The sequence below is a fragment of the Sphingomonas lacusdianchii genome (assembly GCF_022664395.1).
GTDB classification, from domain to species: Bacteria; Pseudomonadota; Alphaproteobacteria; order Sphingomonadales; family Sphingomonadaceae; genus Sphingomonas; species Sphingomonas lacusdianchii.
Genome location: NZ_JAKRET010000010.1, coordinates 121610 through 143571 on the forward strand (window position 1 = coordinate 121610; position 21962 = coordinate 143571).

Sequence of the window (21962 nt, forward strand, 5' to 3'; positions counted from 1 at the left end):
GGGCCGTCAGTGCAAACTCAGCGCCTTGCGCACGCCATCCCACGCGACGAACTTGAAATTCTGCGTCTCGGGCGCGTTGTCGCCATCCTGCGCGACGAACAGGCCGTGGCGCAGGCCCGGGCCGAAATCGCCGGGCATCAGGTCGATGCCATCGGTCTCGCTGGTTCCGTCGATCACGCCGCCGCCGATGCGGAAGCGACCGGCATAGCTGACGTCAGGCAGGCGATAGAGAGTGTAGGCGTTGTCGCCTTGGCTGCTGACGACCAGATAGCCGCCGGTACGCCCTTTGGGTGCCAGTGCGAGCCCCTCGGCATCGGCGACCAGCGTCGTGCCGTCGACCCTGGCGATCGCCGTGCCAGTGACCGGCGCGGCGGGATCGGCGGCGAAGCGCCACAGGCCGACATCTTCCTCGGCGACATAGAGCGTGCCCGTCCGGTCGTCGACGACGCAGCCCTCGGCCTGGGTACCGACCTTCATCGAACGGACGGTGCGGACGACCGGAGTGGCGCCACGGGTGTCGATCGATACCTGATCGATACGCCCGTCCTTCATCACGACGAAGCCGAACAGCGCCTTGTCGGCCATGCGGGTCCACAGGCACATGCCATAGGCCTCGCCCGGACCGACCGGATAACGTCCCATCGGCACCAGCTTCTTCGCCACCGTATCGAGCGTGAACAACGCGACATGTGCCTGCGCCTCATCCGCCCGGTCGCTGGCGGCGGCGATGACCCGGCCGCCAATCTCGCGCAGATCGACATTGTTCAGCCGCCCGGCGGGGGTGAAGCTCAGCCTTTTGCCCGACAGTGCATAGACATGGATGCCGGCTTTCTTGTCGGTGCCGATCACCAGACTGTCGGCAGGGTTGCGCCGGTTGCGCCAGATGGCGGGATCGTCGGCGGCGTCGGCAGCGGTGTCGACCGGATCGGTCTCCGCCACCGCCGCCACCAGCGGCACTGCGCCCGGCGTCGTCGCCGGCGGTGGCGTCACCGCGCACCCGCCGAGCAGCAGCGCTGCGACAGTCGCTCGCCGCATCAGAAGTTCACCCGCACACCAGCCTGATAGCGGCGACCGAAGCTTTCACGCTCGATCGTGTACTGGGTGTTGCGGACATAGCGACGGCCGGGGCCGTTCAGCAGGTTGCTGAAATTGCCGAACAGCTCGACGTTCGCATTGATCGCATAGCGGACCGATGCGTCGAGTTCATTATCCTTCGCCCAGTAGAAGTCGCCGCCATCGACGCCGCGGACGACGCCGTTGATGTTCTGGAAATCGCCCAGTTCGTCGAGCCAGCGCGAGCGGTTCTGATACTGGACCCGCGCCGAGAAGCCGTATTTCTCGTAATAGGCACCGATATTGTAGACCGCATCCGACGCACCGGGCAGCGGCACGCGACGGCCATCGGGGGTTTCCGCACGGCTGCGGTTGAGCGTCGCGTTCAACTGCACGCCGAAGCCGCCAACCCATTCGGGCAGGCCGAGATCGGCAACGAACGGATCGAGCTGCTGCTGGATCGCGCCTTCGATACCGAGGATCGAGCCGTTGCCGCCATTGTCGATCGTCGCGAAATCATATTGCGACCGGTCGACGCCGCCAAAGTTCAGGATATCGCGGCCGAAGGTGCGGCTGGTGTCGAACAGCACGTCGCGCAGCCGCTTGTAATAGGCACCGAACGACAGGAAGCCGCCGGTCGACCCGTAATATTCGACATAGGCATCGACGCCCATCGCCTTTTCGGGCTTCGCATCGGGGTTGCCGCCCGAAATCGTCAGGTTGGCGTCGTTGAAGGTCAGGTTGGGACGAAGCTGGTCGTAATCGGGCCGCGCCGCACCGGTGCTGAACGACAGCCGCGCCTTCATCTGGTCGCTGACGTCGTAATTCACGTGCAGGCTGGGATAGACCAGCGTCAGGTCGCTCTTGGCGGTCAGCGGGGTGAAGGTCGTGCCGTTGGGGGTCGCGAACGCCGAGGAGGTGTTGCGGATATGCTCGATCCGCGCGCCGCCGACGACATTGCCCCAATCGGTGACGACCGTCGCCATCGCATAAGCCGAATAGATGCGTTCGTTCACGTCATAGAGATTGGCGGTCTGGTCGCGATAGGTTCCGACCGTCTTTGCCCGGTCGACCAGGTCGAGGATCTGGTCCCTGCCGAAATACTGGAAGGTGTAGCCGAGCGGAATCTGACCCTGGAACCCGCCGGGGATCGCGATCTGGCCGTAACCGGTCGGGATGTTGGCAGCGGTGAACTGTGCCGCGCTGTTGAGTTCGAGCAGGCGTTCGTCGACCGACTTGGTCCGATCGTCGAAGCGCAGCCCGACCGCGAAGGTCGTCTTTTCCCCGAACAGGCCGTCGACGTCATGCTGCAGGTCGATCCGCGCGGTGTACGCATCGGTCGTGTCGGCGGCGAGCAGCGAACGCAGGCGGCTGAGCGAACGCGGGAAATCCTCGATCGCGGTCACCCGGTCGCCGCGGGCGAAGGTGCCGTTGGCGTTGCGGATGGTGCGGAACAACTGCACCCGCGCCAGCTGCGGATCGGTCAGGTCATAGCCGACGGTCAGGCGGTTGGCAGCATTCGCGCCGTTGGTGCCGAAGGACGGGCTGTCGTAATTCAGCTGCGCCGGCTGCGTCCTGTCGTCGATCGACCGGGTATAGTTGGCGCGCCACGACACGCGCCACGTGTCGAGATCATGGTCGCCGCCCAGCGTGTTGGTGAACACCGACTGTTTGTAGGCGCGCACGGTGAAGTTCGAATTAAGGTCGATGCCATAGACGGTGCCGCGCAGCGGGGTGTTGCCGGTGCAGATATCGGCATAGCCGGTCGTGCCGGCAGCGGGCGTGGCGTTGACCGCGCAGGCGGCGGTGGCGTTTGACAGGCGCGACTGCTGATCGTCGAGGTCGAAGATATAGTTGTTGCGCTGTTCGTCGTCCTGGAACGCCGAATAGATGGTTTCGGCGAAGATGCGGTGATCGCTCGACGGCTTCCAGTCGATCCGCGTCGACAGCGCGTAATTCTTGCGGACGAGGCGATAGAGCTTGTTCTCGGTCTCGCGCGCCCAGATACGGTCGGCGAAGCCGGGCCGCGCGTCCTGCGCGACGGTTTCCCAGTCGGTTTCGAAATTGTCGGTGACCATGCCGCGCCGGTACAGGCTGGCCGAGGACGACACGGCGAACTCGCCGATGCCGGTGTCGAACCGGTCGGACACGACCAGCGACCCTTCGAACTCACGCCGTTCGCCCAGTTCGACGAGGCCGTAACCCGCCTTGCCCGCGACATGGAAACCGCTCTGGTCGAAGCCCGAACGGGTGATGATATCGACATTGCCCGAAATGGTCTCGCCGACCATGTCCGGCGTCACCGCCTTGCGCACGATGATCTGCTTGGCGATCGCCGAAGGGATCGAATCGAACCGTGCGGCGCGGCCTTCCGGACTGACGACGTTGACGCCATCGAACGACAACGTGGTCCAGCGCTTGGGCGCGCCGCGCAGGTTCACGTAGCGCGCCTGGCCCTGATCGCGCTCGACGCCGACGCCGGGCAGGCGGCTGATCGCCTGCGCGATATTCTGGTCGGGCAGGCGGCCGACCGCGTCGGATGCGATGACCGAGACGAGCGCAGTGCTGTTGCGCTGGATTTCGAGGGCGGCAGCTTCGGATTCGGCGATCGGGCGGCTGCCGCGCACGACGATTTCCTGCTCGCCATCCTCGGGCGCGGCGGGATCGGCGGCGACCGACACTTCTTCGACCGGATCGGCCAGCGCGGCGGCGGGCAGGAATGCGGCGCCCGCCAGCAGCGCACGCACGACGACGGCCCGCGAGGACCGGGCGAAGATACCAACCATGTAAGAAAGCCCCTTTTTAGGGGAGCGTTGACCGCTCCCGCCTTGGGGCTGCCCCTGACGGCAGGGCGTGAAACGACGATTACGGAGGCGTTACGTAATCATTACAGGACCGGCTGTTGCCGATCGGCAACAGCCGGCGGGGTAACCTATCCCTCGACCTGATCGAGATAGGCGCCATAGCCCTCCGCTTCCATCGCGTCCTTGGGGACGAAGCGCAAAGCGGCCGAATTGATGCAGTAGCGCAGGCCGCCACGATCGCGCGGCCCGTCGGGGAAGACATGGCCGAGATGGCTGTCGCCGCCCGCCGACCGGACCTCGGTGCGGACCATGCCGTGCGTCGTGTCGCGCAGTTCGGCGACATTGGCGGGTTCGATCGGCTTGGTGAAGCTCGGCCAGCCGCAATGCGAATCGAACTTGTCGGCCGACGCGAACAGCGGCTCGCCCGACACGATGTCGACATAGATGCCGGCACGCTTCTCGTGGAGATATTCGCCGGTACCGGGGCGTTCGGTGCCGCTCTGCTGCGTCACATAATATTGTTCGGGGGTGAGGCGGGCGAGCGCCTCCTCGGTCTTGCGATAATCGGTCATGCTGTCGTTCCTTCGTTACCGCCTAGATGGGGCCGAACCGGCCCCACGCAACCGGATCAGAACAGCTCGCCAAGGAACGCGACGACCGATGCCCACGACCGGCGATCGGCATCGGCGTCATAGGCCATGCCATTTTCCGGCGCGGCGGCATGGGGGTTAGTGAAGGCGTGCATCGCCCGGCCATGCGCATGCAATTGCCAGTCGGCGCCGCGGTCGCGCATCTCCTCGGCGAACGCCAGCACCTTGTCGGGCGCGGCCATCGGGTCCTGCCAGCCATGTTCGACCAGCACTTTCGCCGCGATCGGGCCATCGGTCGACAGATCGTTGCCGTCGAGCATCCCGTGCAGGCTGACCACGCCGAGCACGCCGTCCGCCCCGCCGCGCGCGAGGTCGAGAACGCACAGCCCGCCGAAGCAATAGCCGATCGCCGCCATCTTGGTCCCATCGACCCGGTCGAGCGACGCCGCGAACGTCGCTGCCGCCCGCATGCGCCGCAACAGCGCGGCGCGATCGGACAGGAACGGGCCGATCAAATGGCTGTTGTCGCCCGCCGGATCGCCCTGCACCTCCTTGCCGAACATATCGATGGCGATGCCGACATAGCCGAGTTCGGCGAGGCGCTCGGCAGTCTTGTGCTCGCCCTCGCCCCGTCCGGCCCATTGGTGCGCGATCAGCACGGCCGGGGCCGGACCGTCCGCCGCCGGGAAGGCGATGCCCGCCTGCAACACCGTGTCGCCATCGCGATAGTCGAAATACGCAATCGTCATTCTTCGCCTTCCTTCTCGATATTGCCGCCTGAACGGTCGATAGCAACGGGGGGTTGCGCAAGCACGGCGCCTCTTCGTACGATGCCGACGAAGCGCCGAAATACAGGCGCGATCACAGGAGGTTGAGCGATGCGCATGATGTTGGCGACCCTGTTGGCGGCAACCGCCACCGCCACCGTGGCACAGGAGGCGCCCATGCTGGGCGCCAGCAACCACGCGGTCGACGTCGCCCTCGCCCCGCCCGCCGGTGCCCCGACCTTCGCCGACGAGTTTGCGGGCAAGCGGATCGATCCGGCCCATTGGCGCTTCGACACCAGCCGCAATCGCGACGGCTGGTACAATAACGAGGCGCAATATTACGCGCCCGCCAACACCCCCGCCAATGCCCGCATCGCCGACGGCGCGCTGGTGATCGAGGCGCGGCGCGAAAAGCCAAAGGGTAGCGATTCGGGCGGGCAGGACTATACCTCCGCCCGGATCGTCTCGACGAAGCCGATGGGCTATGGCTTCTACGACATCCGTGCGAAGCTGCCGTGCGGGCGCGGCATCTGGCCGGCGCTGTGGATGCTGCCGCCCGACGGCAAATGGCCCGACGAGGGCGAGATCGATATCCTCGAACTGGTCGGCTACGAACCCGATCTGGTCCATGCGACGCTGCACACCGGTGCGTTCAATCATGCGAAGGGCACGCAGCGTGGGGGCACGCGCCGGATGACCGACGTCTGCGGCCAATGGCATAATTACCAGCTCGACTGGACGCCACAGGCGATCACCATCGGCGTCGACGGGCGCGGCTATATGCGCGTCGCCAACGATCAGCCGGGCGGACGCGCGGCTTGGCCGTTCGACCGGCCGTTCAACCTCATCCTGAACGTCGCGGTCGGCGGCGACTGGGGCGGCAAGATGGGCATCGACGACAGCAAGTTTCCGCAATCGATGCAGGTCGATTATGTCCGCTACTGGCGGCGCTGAACCACGACCAGCTCGCCACAGGCGGGGATGAAATCGACCGCGCGCGTCACGGGCTGCCCGGCGAGCAGCGCGCGCAGCGTCGCGATCGGCCCGCCATGCGCGACGACCAGCACGCACGGACGCTCGGGCAGGGCATGCCATGCCGCCAGCACCCGCTCGGCAAGGTCGCGCCCGCTCTCTCCGCCGCCGGGACGATAGTCCGGCTCGGTCATCATCCGGTCCATCTCTGCGCCCGTCTCGCGCCAGATCGCGTCCCACGACCGGCCCTCCCATGCGCCGAAATCGCGTTCGAGCCAGCGGGGATCAGTGGTGATCGGCACCTCGCGGCCGCGCGCAACGTGCTCGGCCAGCTTCCGGGTCCGGATCGCGCCCGAATGGACGATCGCGTCGATCGGAGCAGCGGCAAGGTCGGCGGCAATCCGCGCGGCCATTGCTTGCCCCTCCCGGCTCAACCCCATGTCGGACCGACCATAGCAACGCCCCTTCCACGCAGTCGCGACCGGCGGATGGCGCAGCAGCAGCACCTTCACCGTGCGGCGACCGCCAGCAACAGCGCCAGCTGCCCCATCGCCGCCGCGAAGCCGAGGCAGTCGCCGGTACTCCCGCCGATCCGGGCGAGCAGGAACCGCCGCAACCAGAGCAGCAACGGGAGCATCGCGGCAATCGCCGCACCGGTCGCGCCGGGTTGCAGCCACAGGATCGGCGCGAGGCCCGGCAGCGCCAGCACCGCCGCCAGCGCCAGCCGCCCCGGCGGCATCCGTCCGGCGCGCACCGCCATCCCCGCCCCGCTGCCGACCGGGGCGACGATCGCCGCCAGCGTCACCGCGCACAGTCGCCCCGCCGTCGCCGCACCGACGATCGCCGCCACCGCGACCGGCGCGGGCAGTGCGACGATCGCGGCGATGCGCAGCACGACGCTCAGCCCCAGCCCCAGCGCGCCATAGCTGCCGATGCGGCTGTCCTTCATGATCGTCAGCGCGCGTTCGCCGCTGGCCGTGCCGCCGAACGCGTCGCAGAAATCGGCGACCGCATCCTCGTGAAACGCGCCGGTCAGCACCGCCTCGACGATCAGCGCGAGGATCGCGGCGACCAGCGGCGGCCAGAACCAGCCGGCGACGACGAACACGCCCGCCGTCACCGCGCCGATCAATGTGCCGACCGGTGGCAGCCACGCCATCGCCCGCGCCAGCCCCGCCGCCGCCTGTTCACCCGTCAGCCGGTTCAGCATCGGCACCGGCAGGCGCGTCAGGAACTGGACCGCCAGCAACGGCGCGGCCCAGCGCGGCACCTCAATCGGCACGATCCGCCCCGATCTGGTCGAGCCGCACCACGTCGTTGAGCAACGCCGCCGCCGCATCGAGCAGCGGCAGCGCAGTCAGCGCGCCGCTGCCCTCGCCCAACCGCATCGCCCATTCCAGCACCGGCGCCAGCCCGAGCGCGGCGAGCGCCGCACCATGCCCCGGTTCGGCCGAACGATGCCCGGCGATCATCGCCCGTACGCTGCCGGGAGCAAGCCGTTCGGCGATCAGCGCGGCGGCGGTGCTGACATAGCCGTCGAGCAGCAACGTCACCCCCCGCGCCGCGCCGGTGGCATAGAAACCCGCCATCGCCGCAATCTCATAGCCGGCGACCGACGCGATCGCTTCGCGCGGATCGGGCATCGCCTGTGCGCGCGCCGTCGCAGCGGCCACCACGCCGCGCTTGGCGGCCAGCACCGCATCGTCCGCCCCCGCCCCGCGCCCGACCGCCGCTGGCGGGTCGATCCCGGTCAGCAGCGCGGTCAGGCAGGCGGCGGGGGTGGTGTTGCCGATCCCCATCTCGCCCGCGATCAGCAGCACCGCGCCTTCGTCGATCGCGCGCATGGCTTCGTCGGCTCCGACCGCCCATGCCGCATCGAACTGCGCCACGGTCATCGCCGGCCCGGCCCCGAGCGGTTCGGTGCCATCGGCCACCCGCGCGTCGCGAAAGAACGCCGGTCCATCGACCCGCGCGCCGATCATGCCGACATCGACCAGCCGCAGCGGACAATCGGCGGCACTGGCCAGCGCGTTGCTGGTGGCGCGGCCCGACAGGATCGTCGCGACCATCATCGCCGTCACCGCGGACGGCCATGCCGACACCCCCTCCGCGACACAGCCATGATCGGCAGCGAACAGCACGGCGCGGCGCGGCGAGGTCCGCGCATCGATCCGCCGCTGGGTCAGCGCCAGTTCGGTCGCCAGCGCCTCCAGCCGCCCCATCGCCCCGCGCGGCTTGGCCAGCGCATCCAGATGGGCGCGAATGTCGTCGATCATGGTGCCTCCCCGGCAATGTCCAGCAATGCGTCGATATCGAGCGCCGCTTCGAGCGCAGCCGCCACCCCGTCGAGCGCGGCATCGATCGCCTCGCGCCGGTCGAGCGGATCGCCCGCCGCGCCGATCCGCGCCAGCAGGCTGGCGCGCGCGGTGGCTGCGTCGAACAGGCCGTGGACGTAGCAGCCGGCGATCTGCCCGTCGCGCGCGACCGCCCCGTCGGGCGAGCCATCGGCAAATCGAAGAAACGGGAGCGTACCCGGCGCGACGGTCGTGACGCCGGCATGGATCTCATAGCCCGCAAACGCCGCCCCGTCGGCCAGCTTGCCGGTCGCCGGACGCGTCGTCTTGTTGCCCGCGATCACCGTCTCGACCGGCAGCAGCCCCAGCCCCGCGACCTGCCCCGCCACTCCCTCGATCCCGTCCGGGTCGGCGATGCCGGTCCCGAGCATCTGATAGCCGCCGCAAATGCCGATCACCTGTCCCCCGCGCCGGACATGCGCGGCAAGGTCGATATCCCAACCCTGTTCGCGCAGGAAAGCAAGGTCGGCGATCGTCGCCTTGGTCCCGGGCAGGATCACCAGCGCGGCATCGCCCGGCAGCGGCTGGCCCGGCGGGATCATTCGCAGCCGGACCGCGGGATCATGCGCCAGCGCGTCGAAATCGTCGAAATTGGCGATGCGCGACAACATCGGCACCGCGATCAGCGGCCCCTCGCCGCTCTCACCGCCCCGCCCCAGCGCCACCGCATCCTCAGCCGGCAGCCGCGCGGCGTCGGTCAGCCACGGCACCAGCCCGATATCGCGCCAGCCGGTCCGCGCCACGATCTCGGCGCGACCGTCGTCGAACAGCGCCGGGTCGCCCCGGAATTTGTTGACCAGAAAGCCGCGGATCATCGCCGCATCGGCCGGGTCGATCACCGCCTGCGTGCCGACCAGCGCCGCGATCACCCCGCCGCGATCGATATCGCCGGCCAGCACCACCGGCACGCCTGCCGCCCGCGCAAATCCCATATTGGCGATGTCGCCCGCGCGCAGGTTGATTTCGGCGGGCGATCCCGCGCCCTCGACCACGACGATATCGGCCTCCGCCGACAGCCGGCGATAGGCGGCGACGACCTGGCCGAGCAATTCCTCGCGCCGCCGCCGATAATCGCCTGCCGCCATCGTGCCCGCCACCCGTCCGGCGACGACCAATTGCGACGTGCGGTCACTCTGCGGTTTCAGCAGCACCGGGTTCATGGTCGTGGTCGGCGGCACGCGACACGCCATCGCCTGCAGCGCCTGCGCCCGGCCGATCTCGCCGCCATCGGCACAGACGGCGGCGTTGTTCGACATATTCTGCGCCTTGAACGGACGCACGCGCAGGCCCCGATTGGTCAGCAGGCGGCACAGCCCGGCGACCAGCACCGACTTGCCGACGTCCGATCCGGTGCCCTGAATCATCACCCCAGCCATGGGACGATCCCGACCAGCATCCATAGCAACAGGCAGGCCGTCCGGTAGATGCGAAGCGCGCGCAGCAGATCCCCGGCATCAGGCAGCGGTCCGTCACCTAGCACCGCGCGGTGCGCCGGCTCGCCATCATAGCTCACCGCGCCGCCCAGCCGCTGTCCCAAGGCTCCCGCCATCGCCGCTTCGGGCCAGCCGCCATTGGGCGAGGCATGGGCGGGCGCATCGCGACGCATCGTTTGCCAGCCGCCCTGTCCGGCCAGTGCGATCAGCACGCCCGCGATCCGCGCCGGTACGAAATTGACGAGGTCGTCGGCCCGCGCCGCCGCCCAGCCGAACGCCGACAGGTCCGGCGTACGATGCCCGACCATCGAGTCCGCAGTGTTGATGGCCTTCACTGCGAACAGCCCCGGCAGGCCGAACAGCAGCAGCCCCAGCGCGGGCGCGACCACCCCGTCGCAAAAACTCTCCGCCAGACTTTCGATCGCCGCCGTCGCCACCCCGGCTTCGTCCAGCGTGTCCGTATCGCGCCCCACGATCATCGCCACCGCGCCGCGCGCCGCCGACAGATTGCCGGCTGCCAGCGGGGTCGCCACCGCCGCGACATGATCGTGCAGGCTGCGCTGCGCGAGGCCGGTCGTCGCCACCGCCACGGTGACGATCGTCCCCAGCCGCTCGATCGCGAGGCCGAGCACGACCGACAGCGCGACCAGCAGCACGACCAGCGCCACCCCCTCCAACCGACGCCGCCGGTTCCAGCGCCGCTCGAACCCGTCGATCAGCGCGCCGACGCCCATCACCGGATGCCACCAGCGGCGCGGGTAACCGACCGCCGCCTCGACGATCAGCGCGGCGAGTGCGATCACCGCGCGACCGGCAGGATATAGCGATGGCCCTGCGGCGTCCGGCCGATCTCGACCTCGATGCCATAGGCCTCGGCGATGGCCGGCGCGGTCAGTACCGCATCCGCCTCGCCGCTCGCCACGATCCGCCCGTCCTTCAGCAGCACCGCGTCGTCCGCCACCCGCGCCGCCAGATGCAGGTCGTGCAGCACCAGCACCACGCCGCGCCCGCCCGCCGCCACCCCGCGCAACCGCGCCAGCACGTCCAGCTGGTGCGCGGGGTCGAGGCTCGCGAGCGGTTCGTCGGCCAGCAGCCAGTCGGGCTCGCCGGCCAGCACCCGCGCCAGCAGCGCCCGGCCCCGCTCGCCCCCCGACAGCCGCTCGACGCCCCGGTCGGCCAGCGCGGTCATATCGGTCGCCGCCAGCGCCGCCGCGACCGCATCGCGATCGGCCTGCGTCTCGCCCCATCGCCCGCGATGCGCGAACCGCCCCAGCCCGACCAGCGTTTGAACATCGATATCCCAATGCACATCCGCCGATTGCGGCAACAACCCGATCGCCCGTGCCCGTGCGCGCCGGTCGATCGCCTGTACATCGGTGTCGCCCAACCGTGCCGCGCCCCCGTCCGGCCGTCGCAACGCCGCGAGACAGGCGAGCAGGCTCGACTTGCCCGCGCCATTCGCCCCCAGCAGCGCGGTCACCCGCCCGGGTTTAAACGCGAAGGACACGTCATCCAGCACGCGCTTGCCGCCCAGCGTCAGCGAAATCGCATCGGCGGTCAGATCGGTCATGCCAGCCTCCGCCGCATCGCGATCAGCAGATAGAGGAAGAACGGCCCGCCCAGCATCGACATGGCGATGCCCAGCCGCAATTCGCTGACGGTCGGGGCGAGGCGCACGAGGCTGTCGGCAAGGGTCAGCAGCACCGCGCCGGCCAGCGCCGAGGGCAGCAGGATCGCCGAGGGCCGGTTGCCGGCAAAGGGCCGGACCATGTGCGGCACGATCAGCCCGACGAACCCGATCATCCCCGCCGACGCCACCGACGCCCCGACCGTCAGCGCGATGCCGGCGATGACCAGCCGCTGCAGCCGCGCCGGATCGACCCCCATCGACCGCGCCGCCGCCTCGCCCAGCGTCAGCGCGTCGAGCGACCGCGCGGTCAGCGCCAGCACCACCATCCCCGCGACGATCAGCGGCGCGGCAACCAGCACATCGTCCCAGCTGCGATCGGTCAGCGCACCCATCAACCACGTCACGATCTGCGACGACACGAACGGCGTCGGGGCAAGGCTGATGGCGAGCGCGGTCAGCGATCCGGTGATGCTGGTCAGGATCATGCCGGCAAGCGTGAACAGGATCAGACTGCCTGAACGCCCGGCGATCAGCGCCAGCAACGCCATCGTCACCCCCGCCCCGACCAATGCGAAGCCGGGCAACAGCCACATCTGTACGGCATAGCCGAAATACAGCGCGATCACCGCGCCGAACGCCGCGCCCGACGACACGCCGAACAGCCCCGGATCGGCCAGCGGATTGCGCAGATAACCCTGCATCACCGCCCCCGACAGACCGAGTGCGCTCCCCACCAGCAGCGCCAGCACGGTACGCGGCAGGCGCAGTTCGACGATGATGATCGATCGCGGATCGGCGGCGGTCCATGCATCGAGCGGCACCCACACCTTCCCCGCCGCCACCGACAGACCGGCGGCCAGCAGCAGCAGGACGATCAGCCCCAGCGTCAACCGCTTCACGACGCCACCTGCGCACGCACCTGCCGCAACCGCGCCATCGCCGCGATGATCGTCGGCCCGCCGCAATTCATCAGCCGCGTGGGGTATGCGGCGACGGTAATATGCTTCCCCAGCCGCCGCACTGCCGGGTGGCCGGTCATGCGATCGTCCTGCACCCCCGCCGGCGCGGTCGAGAGCAGCACGCGCGGCGGATCGGCGACCAGATATTCGAGGGGGAGGACGTCCCATTGCTTCAGGCCATATGTCGCGCTCATGTTGCGAAACCCTGCGCGTCGGAGCAGATCATCGGTCAGCGTGCCCGAACCCGGCACCAGCCCGCCCCCCTGCCACACCAGCGCGCTGACCGGTCGCGCCGACGATGGTGCCGCCGCCGCCGTAATGCGCGCCGCCAGTGCCTCGCCCCGCCCGGCATGGCCGGTGGCGGCGGCGATCTCGCGGACCTGCGCGATGCTTTCCGGCACCGATTCCGCGACCGGATATTGCACCAGTTTGATCCGCAGCCGCTTCAGCGCGGCGATCGTCGCCGGTTCGACATGCGGCCCGGCCAGCACGATATCGGGGCGCAGCGCCACCACTTCCTCCGCCGTGCCCGACGTCGCCTTGAACCGGCGCGCCCAGCCGAGCGGCACCGAGGTCGCCCGCGCATCCTGCGAATAATGGCTGATGCCGATAATCTGCGCCGGATCGGCGACGCGGGCCAGCACCGCATCGACGCAGGGGTTGATCGACACGATCCGGGTGCCACGCGGCGCGGCCGACACCAGCGCCGGCGCCGCCAGCAACAGGGCGAAGCGACGGATCAATATTCGACGCCCTTCTGTGCCTTGAACCCGGCATGATAGGGATGCTTGACCTCACCGAATTCGGTGATCAGGTCGGCGATCTCCAGCAATTCGGGCTTCGCATTGCGCCCGGTGATGCAGATATGCTTGGTCAGCGGACGCTCCTTCAGGAACGCGACGATCTCGGCGATCGGCAGCGTGTTGTCGCGCAGCACGATGTTGAGTTCGTCCAGAATCACGAAGTCGATCGCGGGATCGAGGATCATTTCCTTCGAGCGCTCCCATGCGGCACGCGCGGCGGCGATATCCTGCGCGCGGTCCTGCGTTTCCCAGGTAAACCCCTCGCCCATCACCTCGAAGCTGGCGAGGTCGGGATGCGCGTCGAAGAAGTTGCGCTCGCCCGTCTCCCACTTGCCCTTGACGTATTGCAGGATGGCGACCTTCATCCCCCAGCCGATGCTGCGGATCGCCATGCCGAACGCGCTCGACGACTTGCCCTTGCCATTGCCGGTATGGACGATCAGCAGCCCGCGTTCGAGCGTGCGGCGCGCCTGCATCTTTTCGCGCGCCACCCCCATGCGTTGCATCCGCGCATTGTGCTTCGCATAGTCGTCGGGGGTCTCGGTCATCGGTCATACTCTGATAGGGCGGTGGTCAAGCGGGAAAGCGCCGCGCCATCGGGCGGCAGGCCGATCCGCAACCGGTCGCGCCGGTCGGCGAACGGCCGGGTCAGGATGGCATGGTTGCACAGGTGACGGAACAGCGCATGCGCATCGCAGGTCTCGATCAGCCGGAACAGCGGCGCATGACCGACCATCGGCCACCCCGCCAGCGCATTGTCGAGCAGTGCGCCGACCGTTTCGATCCGCCCGGCCTGACCCATGGCAAAGCCGCGATCGGCATAGGCCGCCGTTCCGATCCGCACCGCCGCGCTCGACACCGGCCAGTCGCCGAGCAGCTGGCGCAGCGCCGCCGTCACCCCGCCGCCCGCGATCACGAAACCCAGCCGCAATCCGGGCAGCCCATGGAATTTGCCGAAGGATCGCAGCACGATCAGCCGGTCGGATGCCTGCGCACCCAGGCCGGGCGCGGGATCGGCATAGGCTTCGTCGACCACCACGATCCGCTGCCGCGTCAGCGCCAGCAGATGCTCGGGCGGCGTGACCAAGCCATCGGGATTGGCGGGACTGGCCAGCACCAGCAGGTCGGCATCGCCCGGATCGGCGAGCGCCGCGACGGCGCGCGCATCGGGCCAAGCGGCGACATGACCGGCATAGCCCGGCCACACCACCGCCGGCCGCTCGACATTCAGAATCACCGCCAGCAGCCGCAGCGCCAGGTCGGTCCCCGGCACCGCGACCACCCGCGCCGGATCGGCGACGCCGAACGCGTGCGCCGCCGCCGCTTCCAGTGCCGCCAGTTCGCCCGGTTCGGGCAGGCGATCATGGCCGGGATCGATCGCGCCATGCGGATACGCCCATGGTGCGATGCCGGTGGAAAGGTCGATCCAGTCCTCCCCGCCGAACGCACGCATGGCGGCGGTCACCCGCCCGCCATGCGCCCAGAATTCGGCGAGGTCGGTCATCAGTAGCTGAGCCTTACGCCACCATAGGCGGCGCGCCCCGGCGTCCCATATTGGAAGATCGTCTGATAGCGTTCGTCGAACAGATTTTCGACGCGGCCATAGACTTCGATCCGTTCGGTGACCGGGAACGATGCGCGCAGATCGGTCAGGACATAGCCGTCCACCCGCCGCGTATTCGACGCATTGTCGAAACTGTCGCCGATCATGGTGACGGTCGCGCCCACGCCCAGCCCGAAGCCCCAGCGATAATCGGCATTGACCGTGAGGCTATCGCCCGGACGCCGCGCCAGCTTGCGCCCGAAATTGGCGGTGCCGGCCGAGCGGTTCTCGGCATCCAGCCACGTATAGGCGGCGGCGACGGTGAACGCCTCCACCGGACGCAGCTTCAGCGCGAATTCCAGCCCCTTCGCCTCGGCACGCGCGATATTGTCATAGGTGCCGAACGGGCGTCCGGCACAGATGCCGGTACCGGTTGCGGGACAGGAGATGAACGCGATCAGATCCTTCGACGTCCGGTCGAACCATGTCGCGCTCGCCTCGACCGCGCCATCGAGCCCGCGCTGGGTGATGCCCGCGTCCCAGCCCTGCGAACGTTCGGGGGTCAGCAGCGCATTCCCATATTCGCTCTGCAACTGGTACAGCGTCGGCGCCTTGAACCCTTCGGAATAGCTGGCGCGCAGCAGCGTGTTGCCCCGGTTCGGCGACCATACGCCGCTGCCCGCGAACACGGTCGCCCCGCCGAAGACATTATGGTCGTCGTGCCGCACGCCGCCGGTCAGCGTCAGGTTCGCGATCGGCGTCACCGCCAGCTGGCCATAGACCCCGAACAGCCGCGCACGGCCGGTGGTCGGCGTGCCGCCATAGCTGGACGAGGTGAAGCGCGACACTTCGCGTTCGACGCCGAAGGTCGCGAACACCGCGTCGGTCACGTCGAACGACCCCTGATAGTCGAAACGATCGTTGCGCCCCTTGCCCCGGAACGTCTCGGTCGGGATACCGTCGGGATCGGTGTTGGTGCGGTTGCTCGACGTATGGGCATAGCCGATGCGGTTGCGGAACCGCCCGTCGAACAGCGCGGCGTTCAGGCCGGTATAGCCGGTCCACTGCTCGGCATCGCCATATTCCCGCGTATCGCCGAAACTGAAGCTTGGTGCCGGAAAGCCATCGATCTCGGTCCGCCCGTTCGAATAGAAGCCGCGGACGTCGACCGACACGGCATCGGCCAGCGCCACCGACACGCTGCCGTTCGCGCCATAGTTGCGATAGCCATCGGCCTCACGCCCCGGCGCATAGGCCGAAATGCCGTCGGTCGTCAGGAAACCGCCACCAATGCTGGCCGAAACCGGTCCGGCCTTGCCCGAGATGTTGGCGAACCCCTGTCCGGTACCGAACGAGCCGCCCTCGCCGCGCACGTTGATCGACAGGTCGTCGGTCGGCTGGCGGGTAATGAGGTTGACGACCCCGCCGATCGCCTGACTGCCCCACAGCACCGACTGCGGCCCACGCAGGACTTCGATGCGGGCGATATTGCCGACCAGCAGATTGCCGAAATTGAACCCGCCCCCCGGCGACGACGGATCGTTCAGCTTGACGCCGTCGATCAGCGCGACGGTCTGATCGCTGTCGGCGCCGCGGATGTTGACGCTGGTCGTCGTGCCGATGCCGCCATTGCGGGTGACGGTCACGCCCGGCGTCTGGCGCAGCAGGTCGGATACGACCACTGCCTGCCGCTGTTCGATGGTGGCGAGGTCGATCACCGTCACCGCCTGCCCGACGGTATCGACCGGCCGCGCCTCGCGATTGGCGGTGACGACGATCTCGTCGTCGCCCTGCGCCACGCGTTCGAGGCCGGCGGACGACTGCGCGCTCTGCGCAAAGCTCGGGGTTGCCGCCAACAGGCAGGGCAGCAACAGGAAACGGGTCTTCATTCGGGTAATCCCCCTAGATGCAATCCGGGGGCGCACGCGACAGGAGCGGCAGACAGCTATCCCCCGCGCACACGACCCCAACGACGTCGTCACGCGAGGAAACCCTCGATCACCCGGCACACCCCGTCCGCGCGAAGGACAACCGCGACGGGCAGGTCTCCTGGCTCCCGGGTCGTCGCCTTGCCCGGCCTTCCCGGACGGATGTCCAGTGGCACACGGGGGAGCAAGGCTCGCCGGTCACAGTTGCGGGGGCAGCCCCGGATGACGCGTGCGGACACGCGCTTCCGGGTTCCCTTTTCATCCCATTTCTGGGAACCTGTCGCATCCGCGCCCTTAGAGCGCATCGGGGCACAGGACAAGATGGCGACGAGTTTGTTCGTGGGCGGGGCGCGTTCGGGCAAGAGCCGGCTGGCGCAGCAGGCGTGCGAGGCGCTGGCCGGCCCCTGGACCTATCTGGCGACGGCGGAAGCGTGGGACGCGGAGATGACCGACCGCATCGCCCGCCACCGCGCCGATCGCGGTCCCGGCTGGCATACGGTCGAATGCCCGGTCGATCTGGCGGCGGCGATCGATGCGGCGACGGGGCCGGTGCTGGTCGATTGCCTGACGCTATGGCTGTCGAACCTGATGCTCGGCGACCATGATATCGACCGCCACACCGCCGACCTGCTCGCCGCGATCGGCCGGGCGCGGCACCCGGTGCTGCTGGTCGGCAACGAGGTCGGCATGGGCATCGTCCCCGACCATCCGCTGGGCCGCGCGTTTCGCGACGCGGCGGGGCGGTTGAATCAGGCGGTGGCGGCGAAGGTCGATCGCTGCTGGTTCGTCGTGGCGGGCATGGTGCTGCCGCTGGAGCGGTTCGAGCCCGCACCCTGACAATATCCCCGCATCGGCGAGACTTTAGCGAAACGCTCTTCTCGTACCCCGGCGAAGGCCGGGGCCCAGTTGGGGGACGTCGGTAAGGTCGGGAAAAGCCTTCCCAACTGGACCCCGGCCTTCGCCGGGGTACGGTATTTCTTAGGTGATCGGGCGACTTTCGCAGGCCTTGCCTCCGCGAGGATACGGCCGACTCACTGCGCCATCACCTCTCGCAACGGGGTCCAGTCCACATCATAGCGCCCATTGTCCACCGGTGCACTCGGCGCCCGCCCATCGAACATGTTGTGCAGATACTGCATACCCTGCCATGCCGGAAACACCTGATCCCGCGCGGGAAACAGCCGGCGCGTGACCCCAATCATCCGCGCCAGCGAGGCCAAAGACCCCGCCCGCAACAGCCCATAGGGCCGGCCCGTCACCTCCCCCATCAATGCCGCCAGATCGCGCGCGCTGACCTCGGCCCCCGCGATATGCAGGTCGCGCGGCGCGGCCGGATCGAGCGCGGCGGCGGCGGTATAGGCGGCGACATCGTTCTTGGTCGTCAGCGCGAACTTCACGTCCGCATCACCCCAGTACAGCACGCGCCGCACCCGCCGCTGGATCAGCGGCATTTGCCCGTTCAGCATATCGGCGAACGCGCCGTTGAAGATCGATGTCGCCATGATCGGCGCGGTGTCGATCCGGGTGCGGAAGGCGCGGCGCAAGTCGAAATTGCGGTTGGTGCCGGTCGGCAGCGCGCGATAGTCGATCGAGAAGTCCGACGGGATGAACCGCGCCGCCCCGCCGCCCAGCGCCGCGTCGAGCAGCCGCGTCTGCGCATCGAGGATCGTCTCGCCCAACCCGTTCAGCGCCGACACCACGCACACCACGGAGCGACAGGCATGGGCCAGCGCCTGCGCGTCGCCGAAATCGACCGGGTGGGGATCGGCCCCGATCGCCTCCAGCGCCGCGATCCGGTCGGGCGCGGCACCGGGCCGGACTAGCGCCCGCACCTTCGCACCGCGCGCGACTGCCGCCTTCGCGATCCGCCCGCCCAAATCGCCGGTCGCCCCCGCGACGATGATCGTGTCCATGTCCGTTTCCCGCCTGTCGTTCCGACGAACCGTCAGGCCGCGTCGTGCGTTCCCCGTCGCGGCAACGCAAGGGGGCGATTAACATGAGTCAAGGCACGGCACCGCGCTGCCCGATCTGCGGCAACGCCAACTGGCACGACCGCGGGCTGCCCGAATGCACCCATTGCGGGCTGGCGGTCGTCGATCTCGCCTTCGACCCCGATCAGCTACGCACCGCGATCGCCGATTATCTGCGCGGCCGATCGTCCGAACGTGGCTTCACGCTGGCCCCCCATGCCCGGCGCAATGCGGCATGGGCACTGGGACTCATCGATGGCTGGCCCGTCATCCCCCGACCGCACGGCGTCACACTCGGCATGATCGCCCGCGCCGGCGAGGCGGACACCATCGCCACGATGCTCGCCGACCTCCGCCCCGCCTTTCCCCACGCCATCGTCCTGCTCGACGGCACCCCCGCTGACGCAGCGGCCCTGGCCGAACGGACGCCTTGGGCGCAGATCGTCGCCCATCCGCTGAACGGAGACTTCGCGGCGCAGCGCAACCGGGTGCAGGCGCTGGCCAGCGGCTGGGTGCTGCAACTCGATACCGACGAATGGCCCGATGCGGCGTTGCTGGCCTCGCTCGGCTGGCTGACCCACGCGGCCGACCGCGACGGCCTGCAATCGCTCGGCCTGCCGCGCCGCAACTGGGTCGATGGCGTGCAGTCGGCGCTGTGGCCCGATATCCAGTACCGGCTGAACCATGCCGGCATCCGTTTCGCCGGCACCGTCCACGAACGCCCGGTCGTGCCGTTCGAGCGCACCTCGCTCGCCCTCGCCGGCGCGATCGACCATCATCTCAGCCGGTCGCGCGTCGTCGAACGCTCGGTCGTCTACGAAGCCATGTCGACCGGCGCCGGCCGCCCCAGCGACGAAGCCGCGCTGCTCCGCCCGTTCGCCGCCGCGACATAGGCCGCTACCGTCTCCGCCGCGAGTCCGGCGCGGGTGAAGCGCCCTGCCGCGACCCGCGCCGCCGCCGACAGCGCGATGCGCAGCTCGCCATCGCGCAGCATCCGCCGAAGGATCGCGCCCAGCGCCACCGCCGTACAATCCTGTGCCAGCAACCCCGCACCGCTGCCGCCGACGAACAATTGGGCGCTCGGATCCTCGCCGCATGCCGCGATCGGCCGGCCGAAGGTCATCGCTTCCTGATAGACCAGCCCGAAACTTTCGTACCGCGACGGCGCGACGACGATATCCGCTGCCGCCAGCGCGGCATGCAGCATGTCGTCGTCGACCCGGTGATAGCTGTCGATCCGCTTGAGCGCGGCGGGCGGCAGCCGGTCGAGTTCCTGCCGGTGCAGCCCGATCATCGTCAGCCGGAAATCCGGCAGCGTCCCGGCATCGGCCTCCGCCGCCAGCGCGGGCAGCGCGCCGATCAGCGCGTCGGTGCCTTTGCGCGGTTCGTTGCGCCCGACGAACAGCATCCGCAGCACATCGTTACCCGGCGGATAGGGTGCCGCGCGTCCCGCATCGACGATCGCGGGGGGTAGGCTGAGGCCGATCACCGCATGGCCCGGCCCCGGCGGCTGCGTGCCATAGAGTGCCGCGACCTTCGCACCATGCGCCTCGGTATTGGAAATCAGCCCGGCAGACTTCCGCGCCGACAATGCCTCCAGCGACACCGCCGCCCAGCGATCGATCCTGTCGCGCAACGACCGTGGCTTGGCCGCGCTCGTCGCGACCGGGGTCGAGTTGCGCGTCACCAGCGGCACCGGCCCGGTCAGCGCGACCCACAGCCCCGGCGCATACCAGTTGGTCGCCTCGACCATGTCGAACGGCCGTTCGCCATGCAGCCGCCGCACGACCCGCGCGACCATCGCCGGACCGCACAGATGCCCGATCGCCGGCCAACGGCGCAACCTGGCAAGCCAGTCATCGGCCTGCGCCCCGACCACCTCGACCGCACCGTCCATGCTGCGGTCCGCGCGGTCCATCGTCACGACACGCACGTCATGCCCCGCCTCGGCCAGCGCCTGCGCGATCTCGCGCGCCGCACGCGACAGGCCGCTTTTCTCGGGCGGATAGGCCCAGGTAATGACCCCGACCCTCATGCCACCGCGCCCTGCGCCAGCGCGATCCGTTCGCGGTACAGCGTCACATAATCCTCCGCCATGCGCATCGCCGTGAAGCGCACCTCGAACCGTTCGCGCACCTTCGCCCGGTCGATCGTGTCGATCTGCGCCAGCGCTTCGACCGCCGCTTCCTCGCTCTTCACCACGAAGCCGGTGACGCCATGCTCGACGACCTCGCGCACGCTGCCGCGATCCCATGCGATCACCGGCGTGCCGCACGCCATCGCCTCGATCATCACCAGGCCGAAGGGCTCGGGCCAGTCGATCGGGAACAGCAGCGCCGCCGCCGCGCCCAGCAGCGCCTGTTTGCCGCGATCGTCGACTTCGCCGATATGCTCGGCATCCGCGCCCAGCAGGGGTGCGACCCGTTCGTCGAAATAGCGCGGATTGCCGACATCGATGCCCCCGGCCAGCCGGATCGGCCGCCCCGCCGCCCGCGCGACGCGGATCGCGACGTCGGGCCGCTTCTGGTCGGTCATCCGCCCGATAAAGGCCACCGCTTCGCCGCCCGGCCCCGGCGAAAACCGGTCGGCCGGAATGCCGTGATGCACCACCCCCGCGCGGTTGGCGCGCGGCAGGTCACGCGCCTGCGCCGCCGAGATCGCCGCGACCGGCAGTTCGGGAAAGCTGTGGAAGAACAGCTTGCGGTCGAGGTCGTCCAATCGCCAGTGCACCGTCGTCACGCTCTGTCCGATCCGATCGCCCAGCACGGCGGCATGGGCGAATTCGCCATGGCAATGGACGATGTCGAATTCGTGCAGATGCTTCGCCAGCAGTCCCAGTTGCGCTGCCTCCAGCGCGGCGGGCACGCCGGGCGCGACCGGCCCGTGATAGGCCTGCAGCGCGCGCAGGCTGGGATGGGCGGACAGATGGCGCGCAGTGGTCACGCTGTCGCTGGGGGCGATCAGCGTGACCTCATGGCCCATCGCCATCAGCGCCTCGGTCAGGTCGGATACCACCCGCTCGGTCCCGCCGGTCTTTCCGGGGGGCGTGGGGTAGATGACGGGGGCGATCTGCGCGATCCGAAGCGGGGATACCATCGCCCACCGGAACCAAGCGGGAGCCGAACGGTTCCTGTCGGGGCGGGCACAAGTCCGCAA

The 21962-nt window shown here is 69.0% G+C and carries 21 protein-coding genes and 1 riboswitch; of the genes, 3 read left to right on the top strand and 18 right to left on the bottom strand.

The annotated features are described in order from the left end of the window. Positions 1-6: 6 nt before the first annotated feature. The 4 genes from MF607_RS14370 to MF607_RS14385 form a co-directional block, all read right to left on the bottom strand. The gene (locus tag MF607_RS14370) at positions 7-1035 is read right to left on the bottom strand and encodes a phytase (protein WP_242119976.1); all 1029 of its coding nucleotides are present in this window, start codon (positions 1033-1035) and stop codon (positions 7-9) included. Continuing rightward, positions 1035-3839, bottom strand: coding sequence for a TonB-dependent receptor (locus tag MF607_RS14375; protein ID WP_242119978.1), 2805 nt, complete (start codon positions 3837-3839; stop codon positions 1035-1037). Before MF607_RS14375 ends, MF607_RS14370 begins: the two co-directional genes overlap by 1 nt. Before the next feature lie 146 nt (positions 3840-3985). Then, on the bottom strand, positions 3986-4429 hold the full coding sequence (gene msrB, locus MF607_RS14380) for a peptide-methionine (R)-S-oxide reductase MsrB (protein WP_242119981.1): 444 nt from the start codon (positions 4427-4429) through the stop codon (positions 3986-3988). 56 nt (positions 4430-4485) lie between these two features. Further along, on the bottom strand, positions 4486-5196 hold the full coding sequence (locus MF607_RS14385) for a dienelactone hydrolase family protein (RefSeq protein WP_242119982.1): 711 nt from the start codon (positions 5194-5196) through the stop codon (positions 4486-4488). A 129-nt stretch (positions 5197-5325) separates the two neighbouring features. Between MF607_RS14385 and MF607_RS14390 the strand changes: the two genes are divergently transcribed. Further along, entirely contained in the window at positions 5326-6168 is an 843-nt protein-coding gene (locus tag MF607_RS14390) for a glycoside hydrolase family 16 protein (protein ID WP_242119984.1), read from the top strand. Here MF607_RS14390 and MF607_RS14395 read toward each other — a convergent pair. From MF607_RS14395 to MF607_RS14445, 11 genes are read right to left on the bottom strand one after another with little or no spacing between them, the layout of a single operon-like run. Then, positions 6153-6698 (bottom strand): histidine phosphatase family protein, encoded by a 546-nt coding sequence (locus tag MF607_RS14395; protein WP_242119986.1) that lies wholly within the window; start codon positions 6696-6698, stop codon positions 6153-6155. The genes MF607_RS14390 and MF607_RS14395 overlap by 16 nt on opposite strands. After that, complete coding sequence (locus MF607_RS14400; protein WP_242119988.1) at positions 6695-7468, bottom strand: adenosylcobinamide-GDP ribazoletransferase; 774 nt, start codon at positions 7466-7468, stop codon at positions 6695-6697. The genes MF607_RS14395 and MF607_RS14400 overlap by 4 nt, the downstream gene beginning before the upstream one ends. Next, a complete protein-coding gene (gene cobT, locus MF607_RS14405; protein WP_242119990.1) occupies positions 7458-8462 on the bottom strand; it encodes a nicotinate-nucleotide--dimethylbenzimidazole phosphoribosyltransferase in 1005 nt (334 codons plus the stop codon). Before cobT ends, MF607_RS14400 begins: the two co-directional genes overlap by 11 nt. Then, positions 8459-9916 (bottom strand): cobyric acid synthase, encoded by a 1458-nt coding sequence (locus MF607_RS14410; RefSeq protein ID WP_242119992.1) that lies wholly within the window; start codon positions 9914-9916, stop codon positions 8459-8461. Before MF607_RS14410 ends, cobT begins: the two co-directional genes overlap by 4 nt. Continuing rightward, on the bottom strand, positions 9904-10773 hold the full coding sequence (gene cbiB, locus MF607_RS14415) for an adenosylcobinamide-phosphate synthase CbiB (RefSeq protein WP_242120078.1): 870 nt from the start codon (positions 10771-10773) through the stop codon (positions 9904-9906). Before cbiB ends, MF607_RS14410 begins: the two co-directional genes overlap by 13 nt. Continuing rightward, positions 10773-11543: an ABC transporter ATP-binding protein gene (locus tag MF607_RS14420; protein ID WP_242119994.1), complete on the bottom strand. Its 771-nt coding sequence runs from the start codon at positions 11541-11543 to the stop codon at positions 10773-10775. Before MF607_RS14420 ends, cbiB begins: the two co-directional genes overlap by 1 nt. Next, positions 11540-12502 carry a FecCD family ABC transporter permease gene (locus MF607_RS14425; protein WP_242119996.1) on the bottom strand — a complete coding sequence of 321 codons (963 nt, stop codon included), beginning with the start codon at positions 12500-12502 and terminating at the stop codon, positions 11540-11542. The genes MF607_RS14420 and MF607_RS14425 overlap by 4 nt, the downstream gene beginning before the upstream one ends. Beyond that, positions 12499-13305 (bottom strand): ABC transporter substrate-binding protein, encoded by an 807-nt coding sequence (locus tag MF607_RS14430; RefSeq protein ID WP_242119998.1) that lies wholly within the window; start codon positions 13303-13305, stop codon positions 12499-12501. Before MF607_RS14430 ends, MF607_RS14425 begins: the two co-directional genes overlap by 4 nt. After that, entirely contained in the window at positions 13302-13913 is a 612-nt protein-coding gene (gene cobO / locus MF607_RS14435) for a cob(I)yrinic acid a,c-diamide adenosyltransferase (RefSeq protein ID WP_242120000.1), read from the bottom strand. The genes MF607_RS14430 and cobO overlap by 4 nt, the downstream gene beginning before the upstream one ends. Further along, a complete protein-coding gene (locus MF607_RS14440) occupies positions 13910-14869 on the bottom strand; it encodes an aminotransferase class I/II-fold pyridoxal phosphate-dependent enzyme (RefSeq protein ID WP_242120002.1) in 960 nt (319 codons plus the stop codon). The genes cobO and MF607_RS14440 overlap by 4 nt, the downstream gene beginning before the upstream one ends. Then, positions 14869-16797 carry a TonB-dependent receptor plug domain-containing protein gene (locus tag MF607_RS14445; protein WP_242120005.1) on the bottom strand — a complete coding sequence of 643 codons (1929 nt, stop codon included), beginning with the start codon at positions 16795-16797 and terminating at the stop codon, positions 14869-14871. The genes MF607_RS14440 and MF607_RS14445 overlap by 1 nt, the downstream gene beginning before the upstream one ends. 133 nt (positions 16798-16930) lie before the next feature. After that, positions 16931-17132, bottom strand: a riboswitch (cobalamin riboswitch). A gap of 25 nt (positions 17133-17157) precedes the next feature. Here MF607_RS14445 and cobU point away from each other — a divergent pair. After that, positions 17158-17673, top strand: coding sequence for a bifunctional adenosylcobinamide kinase/adenosylcobinamide-phosphate guanylyltransferase (gene cobU, locus MF607_RS14450; RefSeq protein ID WP_242120007.1), 516 nt, complete (start codon positions 17158-17160; stop codon positions 17671-17673). Positions 17674-17867: 194 nt separating this feature from the next. On the opposite strand, the gene MF607_RS14455 is transcribed toward cobU, so the two are convergent. After that, positions 17868-18749, bottom strand: a complete 882-nt coding sequence (locus MF607_RS14455) for an NmrA family NAD(P)-binding protein (RefSeq protein WP_242120011.1) — start codon at positions 18747-18749, stop codon at positions 17868-17870. Positions 18750-18832: 83 nt separating this feature from the next. On the opposite strand from MF607_RS14455, the gene MF607_RS14460 reads away from it, so the two are divergent. After that, positions 18833-19699: a glycosyltransferase family protein gene (locus tag MF607_RS14460; protein ID WP_242120013.1), complete on the top strand. Its 867-nt coding sequence runs from the start codon at positions 18833-18835 to the stop codon at positions 19697-19699. Here MF607_RS14460 and MF607_RS14465 read toward each other — a convergent pair. Next, a complete protein-coding gene (locus MF607_RS14465; protein ID WP_242120015.1) occupies positions 19621-20841 on the bottom strand; it encodes a glycosyltransferase family 4 protein in 1221 nt (406 codons plus the stop codon). The genes MF607_RS14460 and MF607_RS14465 overlap by 79 nt on opposite strands. Then, a complete protein-coding gene (locus MF607_RS14470; RefSeq protein WP_242120017.1) occupies positions 20838-21902 on the bottom strand; it encodes a glycosyltransferase family 4 protein in 1065 nt (354 codons plus the stop codon). The genes MF607_RS14465 and MF607_RS14470 overlap by 4 nt, the downstream gene beginning before the upstream one ends. Between the last annotated feature and the right edge of the window lie 60 nt (positions 21903-21962).